The following is a 19,621-nucleotide window of genomic DNA, read 5'->3' on the forward strand; positions in this document are numbered from 1 at the left end:
GTTGTCCTCCCTGACCCCTTAGGGGTTCTTTACTGATTTCAAAGCGTCTTCGGTAAAAATGCGCAGGCCCAGATCGGCACGGAACCCATGGATTTCCGAGACGTCCAGTTCCTGCATGAATTTGAGAATTTCAGGGCTGATCACCTGCCCTGGTACCAAAATGGGAAAACCCGGCGGATAGGGAATCACGAAGGTGGCCGAGACCATCTCTTCCCCGGCTTCGAGCCGTTCCAACATCTCTTTGTCGGGCTCGACGTAGTCGCAATTGTCTTCGTCATAGGACAGGAAAAACGCCGTACGGATGTCACCGGCTTCGGTACCTGCTTCACAGCGGAACGCATCGTGGAACCGACTAAAATCGGGCAGAGGTGGGACGTGTTCGCTCAGATTCCTGACGCGCTTTTCAAAGGCCCGTTTTTCCATCTTCGAGGCATCGTCCATCAGATCGTCCAGTTCCTTGGCGATCTCGACCAGCACCTCGATCAGATATGCGACTGAGCTACGCGTGGTGCCGATATTGGTCATGAACAGCACGGTATTGCGCGAAGTCTTGTTGATCTGGATGCCGTATTTATCCATCAGGATCTTGGTCTTGAACGTATCCCCATCCCAGCCCGTGGCGCCCACATGCAGCGTGATGCGGGTGGCATCCAGAACGAATTCGTCTTTGGCCCAGCAATCCCAAACATCGGCCCAGCCCTGATCGGGATCGAAATAGCTGGTCATGCCGCTTTCGCGATATTGCTCGGGGATCATGTCGCCCGCTGTGACCAGCTTGAAGTACTTTCTGAGCAGCGGATGGGTCGTCACGGCCCGGCGGATTGCCATCGCGCTTTCGACCTGCCGCTGGACGAACTCGTACCCTTCGATCTCGACCTGTCTGCGGCCTACATCCAATGAGGCGATGATCTGGTAATTGGGAGAGGTCGAGGTGTGGGTCATATAGGCCTCGTGAAACGCCTCTTCGACCGCACCTTTGAACTGCTGGTCATTGACATGGATCATCGAACCCTGCCGCAGCGCAGTTAGCGTTTTATGCGTCGACTGCGTGGCATAGACCCTAACGCGTGCATCGGGCGGTGCGATTAGGCGGGTGTTCAGAAGGGTTTCATCATCCGCGCCCTTCAGTTCCTCCTGCTGTTTGGCATAAGCCTCGGCATGTTCTGGGGTGCGGAATTGTTCGCGCAGGATATTGGCCGATCGCATCGCGGTACGTACGCGCGAATTCGGGGCAAAGCGCGCGTAACCGAACCACGCCTCATCCCACAGGAATACAAGGTCCTTTTTGATCGCTAGACATTCCTGCATCACCCGCTGCACGTTGTAGACGATGCCGTCGAATGTGCAGTTGGTCAGCAGCACCATACGAACCTGATCCAGCTTGCCTTCGGCCTTCAGGGTCAAAAGCTTGTGCTTGATCTCTCGGATCGGCACCGCGCCATACATCGAGTAATCGTGCAGCGGATAGCTGTCCATATAGACGACGCTCGCCCCCGCCAGCACCATGCCGTAGTGGTGCGATTTGTGGCAATCGCGGTCGATCAGCACGATATCTCCGGGCCGTACCAGCGCCTGCACAACGATTTTGTTGCAGGTCGAGGTGCCGTTAGTCGCAAAAAACGTCTGTTTAGAGCCGAATGCGCGTGCGGCAGCCTCCTGCGCCTCTTTTATTGGACCTTTGGGTTCCAGCAGAGAATCCAGCCCGCCAGACGTGGCCGAAGTTTCAGCCATGAAGATATTTGATCCGTAAAACGCCCCCATGTCCTGAATCCAGTGGCTGCGGCTGATCGATTTGCCCCGGCTGATCGGCATGGCGTGGAACACGCCTGTGGGCTGTTTGGAGTATTCCTTGAGCGCGGTAAAAAACGGCGTCTTATAGCGCCGCTGCACCCCGCGCAGGATGTTCAGGTGCAGTTCCAGAAAGTCTTCCTGATTGTAGAACACCCGACGGCACAGGCCCAGATCGAGACCCGCAATGTCTTCGGCCGAACGGTCCGTGATCAAATAGGCATCCAGCTCGGGACGCAGCATACCGATACGGCGGCAGGTTTCAGGACCGTATTCAGAGGGCGACAGCGCATCAAGATCAGCGCCCTCGCCATAGAGACTGATATAGCGGCCCAACACATTGGTTTCGTTCTTGGATTTTAGGCTAAGGCCCGGGCGGACAATGACCGCCTGCACATTCTGGTTGAACAGAACGCCAATCAGCGCGTCCTCGACACTGGGAACGACAACGGTTTCATAGATGAACGGATCTTCACTGCGGCGCATCCGTTGCAGGCTGGATTGCAGGAACCGTTCCTGATGCTCGTTGACATTGTCGACGATCATCACCTCGAAATAGGGACGGCCCAGCGCGCGGGCCTCATGGCTTTGGGCCGCTTCATCCTCGAACTCATCGCCTTCGGTTTCATCCGCGATCAGGGGAATCGAACGGCGACGATACGCCCCTGAGGTCAGCGCCCGCGACACCCGGCGCACGGCGGTCGAAAAATCGCCGAAATTGCCATGATCCAGCAACCGGCGCAGATAATCGAAGGCCGACCCGCCCGGAAACGCAAAATACACCTCGATCGGGGCCAGCGCCTGCAGCAACTGCCGTGCCCGGTCCCGATCTTTTTCGCTGCCACCCTGATCCAGCGACTCGGCCGTTTCCCGCAGCGCGCTCCATCGGTCTGCCCTCAATTGCGAGGCGCTGTAGTAGTCCGAGATGGTGTGGAGCTTTTCGCTATCGGAAATGCCGTGCATGAAATTTTTCCTTTCTGCCGATACCGAAAAGCTGGGCCGGTATCAGTCTGTGCCAGAGCGCCCTTTGTAGAGATACAGATTGTCGGGCTTGGTCGCGGCGTCTTCAGTATATCCCAGCGCCGTTCTGGGGTCGGATGCAGCGACGCCCGCAACGTCGCCTTTCTGCGGAATGCGCAGCGGGCCGAGCGTGTGCAGATAGGCATCCGCACCGCTGGAACGGTCATAGACCGGGAACTCCGCCTCGCGGTCGCGGAAGCTTTTGAGAACCTGCCCCAGACCTTTCAGTCCTACCTCGCGTTGGCGGCGGACCTGATCAAGATCGATCTCGATAGGGAAGATATCCTCCTGTCCCGCCGACTGGTGCAGCACGGTGGCCGAGGGATCAACGACCAGTGAGCGGCCCACGCCCCCGGCGGCCAGCCCGTTCACGTCAAACACATAGCATTGGAACTGCGCAGCGGTCGCCTTGGCGATCGACAGCTCGGCCTCGCGGTCGGTTGTGCCGGTCAGAACCGGGTGCAGAAGAACCTCGACCCCTTGGCTGGTCAGGTGGCGGGTGGTTTCGGGGAACCAGATGTCGTAGCAGATCGACAGGCCAAACCGGCCCACATCCGGCACATCAAAGATGCAGAATTCGGTACCCGATGCGATGTTCTGTTCATAAGGTTTGAACGGGAACATCTTGGAGTATTTTGAGACGATCTCACCTTCGGGGTTGATCACCACCGAGGTGTTGAAAATCCGTCCATCTTCGTGCTTTTCGAACATCGAACCGGGGATCAACCAGATCCCATAACGCCGAGCGGCATCCTGAAAGCGCGACAGGTCGTCATTGGGAAAGGGCTGGGCAAACCGGTCGAGCGGACCATGAGGCGCCAGTTCGCTGAACAGGGCCATCTGGGTCCAAGGGAACCGCGCCATCATAATGTCGATCCGGTGCAGCATCGCGTCGACATTCGACTGCAACGCACCGACATGCATCTGGATTCCGGTTATCGCAAAAGGGGTCATTTTTCGTTTCTTCTCATTTTCTTGCCGATTGCGACCGCCGATTTGATCCGGCGTTCTTCATCGGAACATAAAACCGTGTGGTCACGCAAGCCTGCTGTCCTCAGGCTATGGCTTTCCGAGGCGACTGCCCTCATACTGCGGCTTCCTCGGCGGTATCTTCTGCCTGCGGTTCCACAAAATCGATGTCGTTGCGAACCCAGAAGAACCGGAATCCGCAACTGCGCAGCCATTTCTCAAGCCGATCAAGGCTGGACCACTCCCGCCGCAGCCCGCGCGTGGATTCGACCAGCGCCCATTGGCCATCGACCAGAAAGTATACAGTCCAGGTATTGGGATGCGCCGAGTGGTTGGCAAAGCCACCGCTGATCACCTCACGCGCCGTGCGAACGGCGACCGGATAGTCGCCGATGCGACCCTCAGCCGCGAGAATGGCCAGATCGTTTTGACGGATCGTGAATGTGGGAAGGGGGGCGTCGTTCATGCAGCCTCGATCTGCGCCGCGTCCAGCAGCGCTTTGCGCCGTTCACTGATATCCGCTGGCTTCAGGTTTTCGACGCGGGTCGCCAACGTCCAGACATGACCAAACGGATCGGCAATCGTGGCGCAGCGTTCGCCCCAATAGGTGTCCGCCGCCTCAGCGATCAGGCTGGCACCGCTTTCCAACGCGACTGCAAGGGCAGTGTCCACATCTTCGACATACATATGATGCCCAATCGGAGTAACTGTGCCCGGAATGGCGGGGCCGTGCGCACCCCATCCGGCGGTGACAAACAGCATCGAGTTGCCGATCTTGATCGAGGCAAAGCCGGGGGCCTCATCCGCGTCATAGGCCTGTATCTTCGCATCAAAGGCGCATTCGTAGAAAGTTAGCGCGGCATCGACGTCGGCGACGGCAAGCGATGCGGTGCAGGTGCGATAGCCACGTGGCAGAGTGGCAGGTTTCTTTTTCATTCCGGTACTCTCTGAATTGGGCGGCGGACACCCTGGATTATCTGCAGGAATTTCCCGCACTATGCATCATACTGTGGATCAAACCAGGAGATACTGCAACACTATGATGCATAGTGCTGAAATTTCTGCCGTGATGCTTAGAATGTAGGCGGAGTACAGGCGCTGATGACCCGGCAAACTTCGGGGCCGACCTGCCTGAACCGGTGCGGGGTGCGACTGTCGAAATAATAAGCATCGCCTGGTCCCAGTACCTTGCGCTTATCACCCACGGTCACCTCCACCCGACCCGAAATGACAATACCGCCCTCTTCCGCCTCATGCCCGTACATCACGCGACCGGTGTCAGCCCCTAGCTCGTAAGTTTCCTGCAAGATCATCATCGCGCGACCATGCAGGTTTGATCCTACCTGCCGCAGAGACAGCCCACCCTTTCCGATCTCAGTAAGTTCTTCTGAGGCGTAAAACACGGTCTGCTCAGGTTCGATTTCGAAGGAAAAGAAATCGGACATGCCAATCGGTATGCCTTGCAGAATACGCCGTAACGCACCAACCGATGGATTCATCTTGCCCGACTCGATCAGTGAGATGGTTGAGTTCGGCACATCCGACTTCTTGGCCAGCGCCCGCTGAGATAAGCCTGCACGCTCTCGCAAGGTTCGCAGGCGCAGTCCGAGGGTCAAATCCTCTTGGCTGGTGTTCTTCATGTTCAGTATCCGCAACACTTGATCCTGCCGCGACGGTAAATCAATGGCTTATGAATCACAAGAAACAGGCTTTCGCTTGCAGGCGCAGATACTACAGTCGCGCAGTCAAACATACGGGCACCGCGCCCGGAAACGGGAAAGGACGCAAGATGCTGAACGCTCAGATTGCTGAACGCCGGAATACCTCGATCGCGCAGGGCGTGGGGATGCAGACGCAAGTCTATGTGGACCGTGCCGTGAATTCCGAGGTCTGGGATGTCGAAGGCAAACGCTATATTGATTTCGCCGCAGGCATCGCCGTTGTGAACACCGGGCATTGCCACCCCAAGGTGATGGAGGCTGTTCAGAAACAGGCCGCGAACTTCACCCATACCTGCCATCAGGTTCTGCCTTATGAGAATTACATCCGTCTGGCCGAGCGCCTGAACGAGAAGGTGCCTGGCGACTTCACCAAGAAAACCGTCTTTGTCACTACAGGTGCCGAGGCGGTCGAGAATGCCGTCAAGATCGCGCGTGCTGCCACTGGCCGCCCGGCTGTAGTGGCCTTTGGCGGCGCTTTTCACGGCCGCACCTTCATGGGCATGTCGCTGACCGGCAAGGTTCAGCCCTATAAAGCGGGCTTCGGCGCGATGATGCCCGATACCTATCACGTCCCGTTCCCGATCGATCTGCATGGCACCTCGACCGAAGATTCGCTGGGTGCTTTGACTAAACTGTTCAAGGCCGATCTTGATCCGGGCCGGGTGGCCGCGATCATCATCGAACCGGTTCAGGGCGAAGGTGGCTTCTACCCCGCTCCGGCTGAGTTGATGCGTGGTCTGCGCGCGCTTTGCGACGAACATGGCATCGTTCTGATTGCCGATGAGGTACAGACCGGCTTTGCCCGCACCGGCAACCTGTTCGCGATGGACGCTTATGACGTCTCTGCTGATATCACCACTATGGCCAAAGGTCTGGCCGGTGGTCTGCCGCTGGCCGCCGTCACCGGTCGTGCCGAGCTGATGGACGCCGCGCACCCGGGTGGTTTGGGCGGAACCTATGGCGGCAACCCGCTGGGGATCGCCGCCGCCCATGCTGTGATGGATGTGATCGAAGAAGAAGACCTGTGCACGCGCGCCAATGAGCTGGGCTCGCGCTTGAAACAGCGTCTGGAATCGATCCGTTCACGCACGCCCGAGATCGTAGATATTCGTGGTCCGGGCCTTATGGTTGCGGCCGAGTTCAACACGACCGACGGCAGCGCCCCGAATCCCGATATGGCAAACGCCATACGGGTCGAGGCATTGAAGCGTGGATTGATCCTGCTGACATGTGGCGTATATGGGAACGTAATTCGTTTCCTCGCGCCGTTGACGGTGCAGGACGAAATCTTCGCCGAGGCCATGGATATCCTCGAAGCCTCGATCGACGCTGCCAAAGGAGCCTGAACATGCTGGATACCAAAGTGACCAAGCTGGAGCTGAAAGATCCCAGCCTTCTGGAACCCCGCGCCTATATCAACGGTGAATGGGTCGAAGGTGAGGCAACGTTCCCTGTCTACAACCCTGCAACTGGTGATCTGATCGCCAATGTGACAGATGTCAGCATCGAAGGCACAACACAGACCATCGATGCAGCTTACGCTGCGAAAAAGGAATGGGCTGCTCAGACTGGCAAGGAACGCGCCGCCATTCTGCGCAAATGGTTCGACCTGATGGTCGAAAACGCAGACGATCTGGCGACCATCCTGACCGCCGAGATGGGAAAACCCTGGCCCGAGGCGCGCGGTGAAATCCTATATGGCGCGTCCTTTATCGAGTGGTTCTCGGAAGAGGCCAAGCGTGTATACGGCGACGTCATCCCCGGCCACCAGCGCGACAAGCGCATCGTGGTGCTGAAGCAGCCCGTGGGCGTAGTGGGATCAATCACGCCTTGGAATTTCCCGAACGCAATGATCGCGCGCAAAGTTGGCCCAGCGCTGGCCGTGGGCTGTACCTTTGTGGCGCGCCCAGCGACGCTGACGCCGCTGTCGGCGACGGCGATGGCGGTTTTGGGTGAACGTGCGGGTATACCAGCGGGCGTGTTCAACGTGATCCCGGGCACCGACAGCTCGGGCGTCGGTAATGAGCTTTGCACTAATGACAAGGTCGCCAAGATCACCTTCACCGGCTCGACCCGTGTAGGACAGATCCTGATGCGTCAGGCGGCGGGCACCATCAAGAAGATGTCGCTGGAACTGGGCGGTAACGCACCATTCATCGTCTTTGACGATGCCGACGTGGATGCCGCCGTGGATGGCGCGATGATCGCGAAGTTCCGCAACAATGGCCAGACCTGCGTCTGTGCCAACCGCATCTATGTGCAGGCGGGCGTCTATGACGAGTTTGCTGCCAAGCTGGCCGAGAAGACAAAATCTTTGAATGTCGGCGACGGCTTTGGCGACGGCATCACCACAGGTCCCCTGATCAATCAGGCGGCGGTCGACAAAGTTGAAGAACATATCTCGGACGCGGTTTCCAAAGGGGCGACTGTAACGCTGGGTGGCAAACGCTCGGATCTGGGTGGGACATTCTTTGAACCCACCGTTCTGACTGGCGTAACCCGCGACATGGTTGTGGCAAAGGACGAAACCTTCGGCCCCGTCGCTCCGCTGTTCAAATTCGAGGAAGAAGACGACGTCGTCAGCATGGCCAATGACAGCGAGTTCGGCCTGGCCTCGTATTTCTACAGCCGCGATCTGGCGCGCGTCTGGCGTGTGGCCGAGGCGCTGGAATCGGGCATGGTGGGCATCAACACTGGCCTGATCTCGACCGAAGTCGCCCCGTTCGGCGGTGTCAAACAATCCGGTCTGGGCCGTGAGGGTTCGAAATACGGGATCGAGGATTTCCTTGAGATGAAGTATCTCTGCATGGGTGAAATTCAGTAAGCGCCTCGTGCCTTGAAAATTCAACGCACTCGCAGTCCGCTGCGGGTGCGTTTTTCGTTTCAGACCGATGCGTGCCCGCGCAGACGGAACACCAACGGCATCATCACCAAGACCAGAGCCGCCGAGAAAAAGAACGGTGCGCCGGGCAGATAAGTGCCTTCGCCATCGACCGACGCCTGAAAGATGCCGGTCATCACCAAAGGCGACAGAACCGCAGCGACAGAAGACAGTGACGCGATGACTCCCTGCACCACGCCCTGCCGGTCTTCGTCCGCCTGGTTCGAGGCCATAGCCGTGATCAAGGCAGGCACGAGGTCGGACAGCGCGGCAAGCAGAATAAAGATGACAAGGGCCGTAACCGTTACGGTAAACCCAAAGCCGATCATTCCGACCAATGCCGATACCATCCCCAGCAGCAGGGTCCGGTAGTCGCCGATCCAGCGAATGAAGACCGGCATCAGTCCGGCTTGGACGAAGGCCAACAGCACGCCGTATGCAGCCAGCGACAGGCCGATATACAGCGTGGACCAGCCAAACACCTCTCGTATCCAGAAGGCCCAGAGGGTGGGGTAGACCATGTTGGCAAATTCAAAGATGAAAATGCACAGCAGCGGCACTGCCAGCCCCGGAAAGCGGAAGGCGTCAAAGATCGATTTGAACGGGTTCAGGTCGCGCTTGCCAAAGGGGCGGCGCTTTTCTGGTTTCAGGCTTTCGGGCAGGACGAAGACTCCGAACAGGGCGTTGGCGGCGGACAAAACCGCGGCAATCCAGAACGGCGCAGTAATGCTGATCCCGGCAGCGATGCCGCCGATGGCCGGTCCAAGCACAAACCCAATCCCGAAGGCCGCCCCGATCAGGCCGAAATTCGCCGCCTTCTCAGTCGGTGAGGATATGTCAGCGATGTAAGCCGTTGCGGTAATATAGGTCGCCCCCGCAAGCCCCGCGAGCGTTCGCCCCAGAAGAAGCAGCCAGAATGTTTCGGCCAGCGCCATGATCACATAATCCAGCGCCAACATGGTCAGTGCTGCGATCAGGATCGGCCTGCGCCCGACCGCATCTGAAATGCTGCCGACAATGGGTCCGCACAGGAACAGCGCCCCGGCATAGGCGGCCATCAGCAGCCCACCCCAAAAGGCCCCTTGTCCGGTATTGCCCGCACCGACGCGATCCATCAGGTCGGGCATGATCGGGAACACGATGCCAATACCGATGGCATCGATCATCAGTGTGATCAGAATAAAGGTTATTGCGCGGCTTTTGAACATACCGCCCTATCGGACGAGTACGCTGTTAAAGCAAGAGAAAAGGGCTGTGTGGTACAATTGTCCAGCAGCCCTTTTCCAGTTCATGTTTATTGGCCCAATGCCACGCCTTCGCGACGAGGATCAGCAGCGCCGATCAACTGCCCGTCCTTGATCAGGATGGCATGCAACCCGCTGTTGAGATCGACTTCTTTCACCTCATGACCTTTGGCGGTCAGAGCATCTGCGAATTCGGCAGCGGATGTTCCCTGCTCAAGATCCATCGCAGACCCGTTGCGATGCACGAAATGCCCGGTTTCGATGGCATCCTGCGGGTCCATTTCCCAATCCAGGATCGCAATGATCGTTTTGGCCACATAGTTGATGATGCGGCTACCACCGGGTGAACCGATCAGCAGATAGGGCTCACCATCCTTCATCACGATAGTTGGTGACATCGAACTGCGCGGGCGTTTGCCACCCTCAACGCGGTTGGCCACCAGACGGTCGCCATCCTTTGGTGCGCGGTCGAAATCGGTGAGTTCGTTGTTCAGCAGGAAACCCCGCACAAAAACCCGGCTGCCAAAGGCGGTCTCAATAGTGGTCGTCATCGACAGCGCGTTGCCGTACTGATCTCGGATCACGATATGGCTGGTGCCGGGACGACCCGGGTTTTGCGAGGGCGCAAACAGGGCGGTGTGATCACGTGGCGGCTCACCTGCCTGACGCTTCTCGCTGGCTGCTGCCGGGTCGATCATCTCCGAGCGCAGCTTTAGGTAGTCCGTGTCCAGCAGACCCTTGACCGGTACATCAATAAAATCGCTATCGGCCATGTACAGCGCGCGGTCAGCATAGGCCAGCTTGGCGGCCTCGGCATAGAGATGCGCCATCTCGGCGTTCCAACCGGTGCCTTCGAGGTCGAAGTTGCTGAGGATCCCCAGAATCTGGCCCACGGTCAGACCACCCGAGGTGGGCGGACCCATTCCGCAGACATCGTAGCCGCGATAATCGGCGCAGACGGCGGGGCGGATTTTGACGCGGTAGTCGGCCAGATCTTCAAGCGTGATGTTGTTTTCCACCTTGGATGTGGCATCCACTGCCGCCACGATATCTTCGGCGATGGGGCCGCTATAGAAGGCGCCTGCGCCCTGATCGGCCAGAATGCGCAGGGTTTCGGCAAACTCGGGGTTCCGTAGTGAGGTTCCAGCCTGCAGCGGCGTGTCATCTTCGTTGAAGAAATACGCTTTGCCCGCCGGGAACACACCGACTGAGCGCTCACGTTCAATCGTGCTTTGGATCGAGTTTGCCATGCGGGGCGAAACCTCAAACCCCTGCTCGGCCTGATCGATGGTGGGCTGGAACAGCGAGGCCCAGTCTTTCTTGCCATAGAGGTTATGGGTCACTTCCATCAGGCGCAGAATGCCCGGAACGCCAACAGATTGTCCGCCTACAACAGCTTCGGGCCACGGCATCTTTTCCCCGTCCGGCAACAGGAACCGTTCAGGCGTGGCTTTCGCAGGGGCTTTTTCACGCGCATCAAAGGTGGTCAGAGTTTTAGCCGACGCATCCCAATACAGCATGAACGCACCACCGCCGATGCCCGATGATTGCGGTTCAACCAGATTGAGCATCAGCTGCACGGCAATCATCGCATCTGCGGCTGTGCCACCTGCGGCCAGCACATCATATCCGGCTTTGGCAGCAATGGGATTGGCGGCCGAGACCATGAACTCGGTGCCAGTCACCGAGTTTTTGTCCTCCCAACCATAGCCATATTCCGGCGCAGGGTCCTGCGCATTGGCCGCGCAAGCGACAACACCCAACGCCAGAACGGCGCCGGTTTTCATGAATGTCTTCATCATAGAAATCTCCCGGTAAGGATCTGCGAGATTGGCTACTGAGTAACGAACTTCAAATGGCAGACTCTCAGCTTAAATCCGATCGATTTACCGCACAACATATACTGACGTGTGCGAATGCCTCACGACGCGCGCCGCATTCGGACCAAGCAAATAGTCTTTCAAGTCAGGCTTATGCGCGCCGATCACGATCAAGTCCGAGCCCGCGCCTTCCGCGGTTTTGAGGATCTCCTGATAGGCGCTGCCAGTTGCCACCACATGACGGACCTTGGCGTTGCGCTCTTCCCCCAGCGTGGCGGCGCAGAGGGCGACCAGCTTTTCATGAGCCTCTTCAATCACCTTTTCGTGGTGGTGGGGCTCAAAAAAACTGCTGACAAAGCCTTCGCCATAGTCAGGTGTCACGGTCACGACATCCAGCCGCGCGCCATCCATTTCGGCCAGCGCCGCCGCCCGTTCAAGGACGGCAACATCAAGATCGCCATTGCTGATATCCACGGCGCACAGAATTGCTTGGGTCATGCGGGTTCTCCCTGTTTTGCGGCACGGCCGCGCTGGAGGAAGGCGACAAGACCCAACAGGATCAGCGCCGGGATAAAGATCAGCTCTTTCGCGGGCTGGCTTTGCGGGGCCTGAATGCTGGTGATGCGAACGGCATCGTCAGCATAATAGTCAAACATATCCAGCTCATCCGCGACCGGCGTACCGAACATCGGCTCGTCGAGCTTGACCAGACCATCCTCTTCCAGCGTCATCAGGCCCAAAGCGTCAACGCGTGCTGTACCGTCGGCTCCTTCCGGAATGTCCAGAACAACGGTGGTTTCGGTCATGTTGCCGGTGTCAAAATCCGGGCCCGCGACCTCGATCCGCATGGTGCTACCTGGCGCGGCCTCACCCACGGCCTGCGTCAGCTGTGCCGGTTCGATCTGCGCAAAGGGCGGTGCGATGCGGTTCATGAAGAAATCCGGACGGAACAGCGCAAAGGCGATCAGGATCAGCGCGACGCTTTCATAGATGCGGTTCTTGGTCAGGAACCAGCCCATGGTACCGGCGGTAAAGATCAGGATCGCGATGGTCGCAGAGACGGCCACAAGAATGCCCTGTACCCAGCCCACATCGATTAGCAACAGGTCAGTGTTGAAGATGAACACGAAAGGCAGTGCCACGGTGCGCAAGCTGTAGAAGAAGGCGGTGAAACCGGTCTTAATCGCATCCCCGCCCGAGACGGCGGCGGCGGCAAAGCTCGCCAGACCAACCGGCGGTGTCACATCAGCCATGATACCGAAGTAGAACACGAACAGGTGCACCGCGATCAGCGGCACGATCAGCCCATCCTGCGCGCCCAATTCCACGACCACACCCGCCATCAGCGAGCTGACCACGATATAGTTCGCCGTGGTCGGCAATCCCATCCCGAGGATCAGGCTGAGCAGACCCACCAACGCCAGCATGGCGATCAGGTTACCGCCTGACAGAAACTCGACCAGATCGGCCATCACTTGGCCCACGCCGGTCAGCGTCACGGTGCCCACGATCACACCCGCAGTGGCGGTGGCCAGCGCGATACCAATCATGTTGCGCGCGCCGTCGATCAGCCCGTTCCACAGGTCGACGACACCGGCCTTGAAGGCATTCGCTGTGTCACTTTCACCCCGGAAGATCGACTTGAGCGGTTTCTGCGTCAGCAGGATCACGAACAACAGCGAAGTCGCCCAGAAGGCTGATAGGCCCGGTGATTTCTGTTCGATCATCAGGAAATAGACCAACACGATGATCGGTAGCAGGTAATGCAGACCGGCCTTGTAGATTTCGGCAATTACCGGCAGTTCAACCTCTTTGGCATTAGGATCGTCAGGCACCAAGTCCTCTACTCCGGAAGCCAGCCAAAGCAGGATCAGATAGGCCAAAACGATCAGCGCCGACAGGACCAGACCCGACGCATCGGGCATGAGCGCGACAATCGCTTTGATCGGGTACTGGATGCCATAGCACAGCCCGGCAAAGCCCACGAAAAACAGCGCCATTCCACCGATTGTGCGCCCCATCGAAACGACGCGGTCGCCCAGCGTCGGCATGTTCCGCTTCACCGCTTCAAGATGCACAATGTAGACCAGCGCGATGTAGGAAATCGCAGCAGGCAGGAAGGCGTGGGTGATCACCTCAACGTATGAGATGCCCACATATTCCACCATCAGGAAGGCAGCAGCGCCCATCACCGGTGGCATGATCTGGCCGTTCACGGATGAAGCGACCTCAACCGAGCCCGCTTGTTCGCTGGAAAAGCCCACACGCTTCATCAGTGGGATAGTGAAGGTGCCGGTCGTGACAACGTTCGCAATGGACGAGCCCGAGATCAGGCCGGTCGCCGCAGAACCAACAACAGCCGCTTTGGCCGGGCCACCGCGCAGGTGCCCCAGCGCGCCAAAGGCCATCTTGATAAAGTAGTTGCCCGCGCCCGCCTTATCCAAAAGCGCGCCGAACAGCACGAACAGGAAGACGAACTTGGTCGACACGCCCAGCGCGATGCCAAAGACACCTTCGGACGTGATCCACATATGGCTCATCGCCTTTTGCAGGCTGGCACCTTTCCAGCGGATCACCTCGGGCACCCACTCGGAGGAACCAAAGAAGACGTAGGCCAGAAAGATCGTGGCGATGATCGCCATTGCCGGGCCAAGCGCGCGACGCGCGGCCTCGAACAACAGCAGCAGGCCAACAAGGGCAAACCACTTGTCCGTATCGTCTGCCAGCCCCCCGGCATCGACGATCTTTTGATAGAAGAAATAACCATAAAGCGCCAGAAATGCGCCCACGATCCCCATGATCCAATCCTGAATCGGGATGTAGTTCCGCGGGCTGGATTTCAGTGCCGGATAGGCCGAAAAGGCCAGGAACATCGCAAAGGCCAGATGAATCTGGCGTGAGTTGTTCACTACACTGCCCGGCAGCAGATAATTCGATAGGGGAGAGGCCAGAACGACCTGGAACACCGACCACAAAACCGCAACGATCGCCAGAAACAGCCCGACATTTCCCGCCGGATCACGCGCGCCTGCATCTGATGAGGCAACCAGTTCCTGAAGCTCTTCTTCGGAAAGAGGGCGATTGCCCTGTGTGTCGGAACTCATGTTGGTATCTCCCTGTCCTTCGGCCTTGGTTTTTACGGCCGTCTTGTCTCCGGTTTAGCCCGGATATGAATCGGGGCGCCCCGAAAGGCGCCCCGTGTCAGGTCTGGTTACTGAATCCAGCCTTTTTCTTTGTAGTACTTCTCAGCGCCCGGATGCAGCGGTGCCGACAGGCCATCCGCAATCATTTCTTCCGGTTTCAGGTTGGCAAATGCCGGGTGCAGCTTTTTGAAGTCATCGAAGTTTTCGAAGACCGAGCTGACAACCGCGTAAACCGCGTCTTCCGACACATCTGCCGAAGTCACGAAGGTCGCGCCCACACCAAAGGTCGATGTGTCGCCATCCGAACCGCGGTACATGCCACCGGGGATGGTCGCGGTACGGTAGAACGAGTTGTCGCCCACCAATTTGTCGACCGCATCACCGCTAACGTTCACCAGAACCGAGTCACAGGCGGTCGTTGCTTCCTGGATCGAACCCGATGGGTGACCCACGGTGTAAACCATCGCATCGATCTGGTTGTCGCACAGGGCAGCGGACTGTTCAGCCGCCTTCAGCTCGGTAGCCAGTTCGAAATCGTCGGTGGTCCAACCCATTTCGCCCAGCAGCACTTCCATGGTGCCACGCTGACCGGAACCGGGATTGCCGATATTGACGCGTTTGCCCTTCAGGTCTTCGAAATTCGAGATACCCGCGTCGGCACGCGCCACAACCGTGAACGGCTCTGGGTGTACCGAGAACACGGCACGCAGGTTCTCAAACGGGCCGGCTTCTTCGAATTTCGAGCTGCCGTTGAACGCGTGGTACTGCCAGTCCGACTGTGCCACCCCAAACTCAAGCTCGCCTTCGCGAATGGTGTTGATGTTGTAAACCGACCCCCCAGTCGACTCCACCGAACACCGGACCCCGTGCTCTTTCCGGCCCTTGTTGACCAGACGGCAGATCGCGCCACCCGTCGGGTAATAGACACCCGTAACGCCGCCAGTTCCGATCGTGATAAATTCTTCAGCATATGCCGCTGGTGCCATCAGGGCCGCCGCGGCAAATGCGGTGATTGAGGTTTTCTTGAACACTTTGACACTCCTGTTGTCAGTCTTTTTTGATCTGTGGGGTGCCTGAAACCTTTCAGAACACAACAGAAAAAATCGCACTGGAATCAGGCCCCCCGATGATAAAGAGGAAAGCGAAACCAAACAGCAGGTGTCTATACGGTAGATTACGTATAGGCTTGGATTCAGATATAGGGGAAAGAGGGTAACTGATCACATTCTGTGACTGTGATACCGACCCGTGCAGAAGGTCGTTTGGACAAGAATTGAACTACGCAGGGCAACAAGAAATACGCCAGGACCACACTGAGCCAGCCCGCAGGCGAAGATCGCTGCGCGCCACGCTTGCGCTGTGTTTGGGTGGGCTGCAGTTCATCGCCATCCTTTCGGTGATCCTGTCGACCTTTGTCAGCTCGGAGAACGCGCTGTTGCGGCAATCCCGAACATCGCTCAACGAAGTCAGTGTCAATGTCATCGGCCAAGTCAAAAGTTTTCTGAACCCCGCCCGGCAGGCCTTGGATGCAACTCGGCGACTTGCTGAAAATGACGTACTGGATATCAGCGATCCTGGCGTATTGGAAAGCCATTTTTTTCAGCAGCTACAGGTCGCGCCTCAACTCGCAGGGATGTATCTGGCCGATGCGACGGGCAGGTTTGTCTATGTCATGCGCGCGGAAGAGCCCGGACGCTATCGCACCAAGTTCGTTCCGCCATTCCTGCCCGGCACCGCGGAACATCCCGCCGATTTCCAATGGCGCAACGATCAGTTCACATTGCTGGAAACGGCCACTACCCAGACTGACACCTATGAGGCGCGCACCCGGCCCTGGTTCAGAATGGTGACCGAAGCCAAAGCACCGATCTGGACAGAGCCTTATATCTTCTTCACCACGCGCCAGCCGGGGATCACTTATAGTGTCCCCATATTGGACGATACCGGAGCTATCCGTGCCATTTTGGGTGTCGATATCCAGATCGACGCCCTGTCGGGATTCCTGCTGGACATCTGGTCGGAACGACGCGGTGCCGCGCTGGTTCTGAACGAAAATGGCGCGGTGCTGGCGCATCCAACGCTGGTGCTGATCCGGCAGGAAGCACATATGGAAGCGCCCGAGCTGACGCGTGTGGACCAAATCGCAGACCCGATCGCACAAAAGGCGTTCGGAGATGTCGTGCAAACCGGTCTGAGCGACACGGAAGGACCGGTTCATACCGATTTCCAGCTGAACGGTCAGGACTATGTGGCGATGCTGATCGAGGTGTCCGAGCCGGGGCTGCGTTGGTTGATCGGGCTTTATGCGGCCGAGGACAACTTTATTGGCGAGATCAAGAAGAACCGGACGCAAGGCGTCTGGATCGCGCTTGCCATTGCCATTCTGACCGGCGCAATTGGTTTGGCCATGGCCGACCGGATCTATGCCCCTGTGCGCACCTTTGCCAGCCAGAGCCAGCAATTGCGCAGCGGAGAGATCACCACCGAAGAAGGCCTGCACAGCCCCTATCGCGAGCTGGAAGATACCGGCGCGGCTCTGACACAGGAAGTTCGACAACGGCAACGGTTCGAAACCGCCTATGGCCGCACCTTCGATCTGGCCTCGCGCGGGATGGCGCAGATCTCACCCGAAACGGGGCGTTTTCTGCGGACCAACGAACAGCTGTGCGATATCATGGGATATCAGCCGGATGAATTGGAGAAGATGACGCTGGCCGACATCCTGCCGGAAGATGAACAGCAGATCGCGGTCAAGTTCCGCGAAACCTTGCTGCAGGATTCCGAGTTCATCGCCGAAAACCAGTTTATCCGAAAAGATGGATCCCCCATCTGGTTGCGGGTCAATGCCATCCTCATCCGCGATGAAAGCGGGACCCCTGATCATGCGGTTGCCATTATCGACAACGTCAGCGATCGGAAGCAGGCCGAGGATGAAGTAAGCCGCCTCAGCCGCGATCTGTCCCATGTGGCACGGGTCAACCTGATGGGCGAGATGGCCTCGGGGCTGGCGCATGAGCTGAACCAACCGCTAAGCGCGATTTCCTATAATGTCGACGCCGCGAAGATCACGCTGGATGAAATCGGCGATCCCGATCCTGAGGTTATAGAAATCCTTTCGGATATCGACCGACAGTCGCGCCGTGCGGGCGACATCATCCGCGCCCTGCGTGATGTGGTGCGTAAGGATCGCGGACGTCAGACTCCGTTTGAACTGAACGGGTTGATCCGGCAAACCGTCAGCCTGATGGACGCCGAGGCGAAGTTACACGAGATCAAGCTGCTTTATGAAGAAACCGACCTTCCTCTTGTCATCGGAAACCGGACGCAGATCGCTCAGGTTCTGGTTAACCTGTTGCGCAACGCGATCGACGCCTTGGCCCTGGATCCGGATGGCAAGGGTAAAATCACCATCACTACAAAGACTAGCGATGAACTGGTCGAGGTGCGGGTTGAGGATAACGGGCCCGGGATTAGCGATGGTGTCACCTTGTTCAACTCGTTTGACACCCAGAAGACCGACGGGATGGGGCTGGGCCTGTCCATTTGTCGGACCATCGTCAAAGCCAATGACGGAGCCATTTGGTACGAGCCTACTGAGACGTCCGGGGCGCGCTTCTGTTTCACCCTGCAGCGCCGCGATCAGCCCAAGGAGGATCACGCATGACCTTTGAGCCGCTGGTCGTCTATATCGTCGATGACGATGAAGATGTGCGCGTCGCCTTATCACGCTCGCTCAGCAAACGCGGACTAAGGGTCGAGCATTTTGCCGATGCGCAGACATTTCTGAATCAGGTGCATGAGGACGCAAAAGGTTGCCTGATCCTGGACTATGGCATGCCCGGCATGGACGGGCTGGAATTGCAGGAACATCTGAACCGGCGCGAGTCGACCATACCGGTCATTTTCATCTCGGGTCATGGCGGCATTCCGGAATCCGTGCGGGCCACCAAGGCGGGTGCAATTGATTTTCTGGAAAAACCCTTTGACCTGCAGGTGCTGATCGAACGGATACAGGCCGCGTTTGAAATAGGCGACCGTCTGCGCGCCGAGAAATCGCGACGTCAGATGCTTGCGGATAAGCGCAGACTTTTGACCGACCGCGAGGAGCAGGTCCTGCAACATATTCTGACCCACCCCGCGCGCACGTCGAGCAAGGAGATCGCAACTGCCTTGGGTATCAGCCCCCGCACGGTAGAAATTCATCGCGGGCGCATCCAGCAGAAGGTCGGCGTGAAAACCACGATAGAGCTGTATGAACTGTTCGGGCAGATGCAATGATCGCAAGCCTGATGATGTATGCCCGCCCTCAGCTTGATGAGGCACATCTGCGATACTGGAACCTCATTCGTGACAATCTGAACCGCGCCGGGATCGAGAGCCCTGAGCATCTGTCGCAGGACGCCGAGGAATTCTCGGTCTGGCAGCACCCGGAACTGGTGCTGAGCCAGACTTGCGGCATGCCGTACCGGACATGGCTGCACGATAAGGTCGCGTTGGTTGGCACGCCAGACTATGGTCTCGACGGGTGCCCGCCCGGCTATTACCGCAGCGCTCTGGTCGTGCGCGCCGATGATCCACGCACAAATCTGATGGCGTTTCGGGAAGCGGTGTTCGCTTACAACCAGACATTTTCGCAATCTGGCTACGCCGCGCCTTATTGGCATCTTGAGCCGCATGGCTTCTGGTTCAAGCACCGTGTGCAAACCGAAGGTCACCTGAAGTCGGCGCATGCCGTTGCGGAAGGTCACGCAGATATCGCCGCCCTTGATGCGGTTTCTTGGCGATTGATGGCTGAGTATGAAGAGTTTGCCGCATCTCTGCGGGTGTTGGAGTGGACGGACCCGACCCCTAGCCTGCCATTGATCACTGCGGAGGGTAACGATCAGCAAGCGATTTTTACAGCGGTTGAACGGGCAATTGCGCAGTTGGATGACGCGGATCGTACTGCCTTGGGGATCAAAGGTCTCGTGAGGATTCCGGCCGAACGTTATCTGGACGTGCAGAACCCGCCGGGATCGGTTTAGTCGTCTTGTGT

The 19,621-nt window shown here is 58.0% G+C and carries 15 protein-coding genes; 5 read left to right on the plus strand and 10 right to left on the minus strand.

The genetic code is table 11. The annotated features are described in order from the left end of the window. Positions 1 to 18: 18 nt before the first annotated feature. The 5 genes from AC2TEM_RS17600 to AC2TEM_RS17620 form a co-directional block, all read right to left on the minus strand. The gene (locus tag AC2TEM_RS17600; RefSeq protein ID WP_170425421.1) at positions 19 to 2,751 is read right to left on the minus strand and encodes an aminotransferase class I/II-fold pyridoxal phosphate-dependent enzyme; all 2,733 of its coding nucleotides are present in this window, start codon (positions 2,749 to 2,751) and stop codon (positions 19 to 21) included. A 42-nt stretch (positions 2,752 to 2,793) separates the two neighbouring features. After that, positions 2,794 to 3,762 carry a carbon-nitrogen hydrolase family protein gene (locus AC2TEM_RS17605; RefSeq protein WP_170425418.1) on the minus strand — a complete coding sequence of 323 codons (969 nt, stop codon included), beginning with the start codon at positions 3,760 to 3,762 and terminating at the stop codon, positions 2,794 to 2,796. 130 nt (positions 3,763 to 3,892) lie between these two features. Beyond that, positions 3,893 to 4,243 (minus strand): hypothetical protein, encoded by a 351-nt coding sequence (locus AC2TEM_RS17610; RefSeq protein WP_170397963.1) that lies wholly within the window; start codon positions 4,241 to 4,243, stop codon positions 3,893 to 3,895. Then, positions 4,240 to 4,713 (minus strand): VOC family protein, encoded by a 474-nt coding sequence (locus AC2TEM_RS17615; RefSeq protein WP_170425416.1) that lies wholly within the window; start codon positions 4,711 to 4,713, stop codon positions 4,240 to 4,242. Before AC2TEM_RS17615 ends, AC2TEM_RS17610 begins: the two co-directional genes overlap by 4 nt. A 137-nt stretch (positions 4,714 to 4,850) precedes the next feature. Next, a complete protein-coding gene (locus AC2TEM_RS17620) occupies positions 4,851 to 5,417 on the minus strand; it encodes a cupin domain-containing protein (RefSeq protein WP_170425413.1) in 567 nt (188 codons plus the stop codon). A 149-nt stretch (positions 5,418 to 5,566) separates the two neighbouring features. Here AC2TEM_RS17620 and AC2TEM_RS17625 point away from each other — a divergent pair, with 149 nt between their 5' ends. Both AC2TEM_RS17625 and AC2TEM_RS17630 read left to right on the plus strand, forming a co-directional pair. Next, positions 5,567 to 6,844, plus strand: coding sequence for a 4-aminobutyrate--2-oxoglutarate transaminase (locus AC2TEM_RS17625; RefSeq protein WP_170397954.1), 1,278 nt, complete (start codon positions 5,567 to 5,569; stop codon positions 6,842 to 6,844). Positions 6,845 to 6,846: 2 nt separating this feature from the next. Continuing rightward, on the plus strand, positions 6,847 to 8,322 hold the full coding sequence (locus AC2TEM_RS17630) for an NAD-dependent succinate-semialdehyde dehydrogenase (protein ID WP_170609187.1): 1,476 nt from the start codon (positions 6,847 to 6,849) through the stop codon (positions 8,320 to 8,322). 59 nt (positions 8,323 to 8,381) lie between these two features. On the opposite strand, the gene AC2TEM_RS17635 is transcribed toward AC2TEM_RS17630, so the two are convergent. The 5 genes from AC2TEM_RS17635 to AC2TEM_RS17655 form a co-directional block, all read right to left on the minus strand. Then, a complete protein-coding gene (locus AC2TEM_RS17635; RefSeq protein WP_170407966.1) occupies positions 8,382 to 9,587 on the minus strand; it encodes an MFS transporter in 1,206 nt (401 codons plus the stop codon). An 86-nt stretch (positions 9,588 to 9,673) separates the two neighbouring features. Continuing rightward, entirely contained in the window at positions 9,674 to 11,425 is a 1,752-nt protein-coding gene (gene ggt, locus AC2TEM_RS17640; RefSeq protein ID WP_170425410.1) for a gamma-glutamyltransferase, read from the minus strand. Between the two features lie 84 nt (positions 11,426 to 11,509). Then, complete coding sequence (locus AC2TEM_RS17645; protein ID WP_170397943.1) at positions 11,510 to 11,941, minus strand: universal stress protein; 432 nt, start codon at positions 11,939 to 11,941, stop codon at positions 11,510 to 11,512. Next, positions 11,938 to 14,547 (minus strand): TRAP transporter permease, encoded by a 2,610-nt coding sequence (locus AC2TEM_RS17650; protein ID WP_170397940.1) that lies wholly within the window; start codon positions 14,545 to 14,547, stop codon positions 11,938 to 11,940. Before AC2TEM_RS17650 ends, AC2TEM_RS17645 begins: the two co-directional genes overlap by 4 nt. 107 nt (positions 14,548 to 14,654) lie before the next feature. Continuing rightward, positions 14,655 to 15,617, minus strand: coding sequence for a TAXI family TRAP transporter solute-binding subunit (locus AC2TEM_RS17655; RefSeq protein ID WP_170397937.1), 963 nt, complete (start codon positions 15,615 to 15,617; stop codon positions 14,655 to 14,657). Positions 15,618 to 15,859: 242 nt separating this feature from the next. Between AC2TEM_RS17655 and AC2TEM_RS17660 the strand changes: the two genes are divergently transcribed. The 3 genes from AC2TEM_RS17660 to AC2TEM_RS17670 are packed head-to-tail and all read left to right on the plus strand — an operon-like array spanning position 15,860 to position 19,610. After that, positions 15,860 to 18,250, plus strand: coding sequence for an ATP-binding protein (locus tag AC2TEM_RS17660; RefSeq protein WP_170425407.1), 2,391 nt, complete (start codon positions 15,860 to 15,862; stop codon positions 18,248 to 18,250). Further along, a complete protein-coding gene (locus tag AC2TEM_RS17665; RefSeq protein ID WP_170397932.1) occupies positions 18,247 to 18,864 on the plus strand; it encodes a response regulator transcription factor in 618 nt (205 codons plus the stop codon). Before AC2TEM_RS17660 ends, AC2TEM_RS17665 begins: the two co-directional genes overlap by 4 nt. After that, on the plus strand, positions 18,861 to 19,610 hold the full coding sequence (locus AC2TEM_RS17670; protein ID WP_170397929.1) for a PhnD/SsuA/transferrin family substrate-binding protein: 750 nt from the start codon (positions 18,861 to 18,863) through the stop codon (positions 19,608 to 19,610). Before AC2TEM_RS17665 ends, AC2TEM_RS17670 begins: the two co-directional genes overlap by 4 nt. The last annotated feature ends 11 nt before the right edge of the window (positions 19,611 to 19,621 follow it).

The organism is Ruegeria sp. HKCCD3925, from assembly GCF_057221175.1.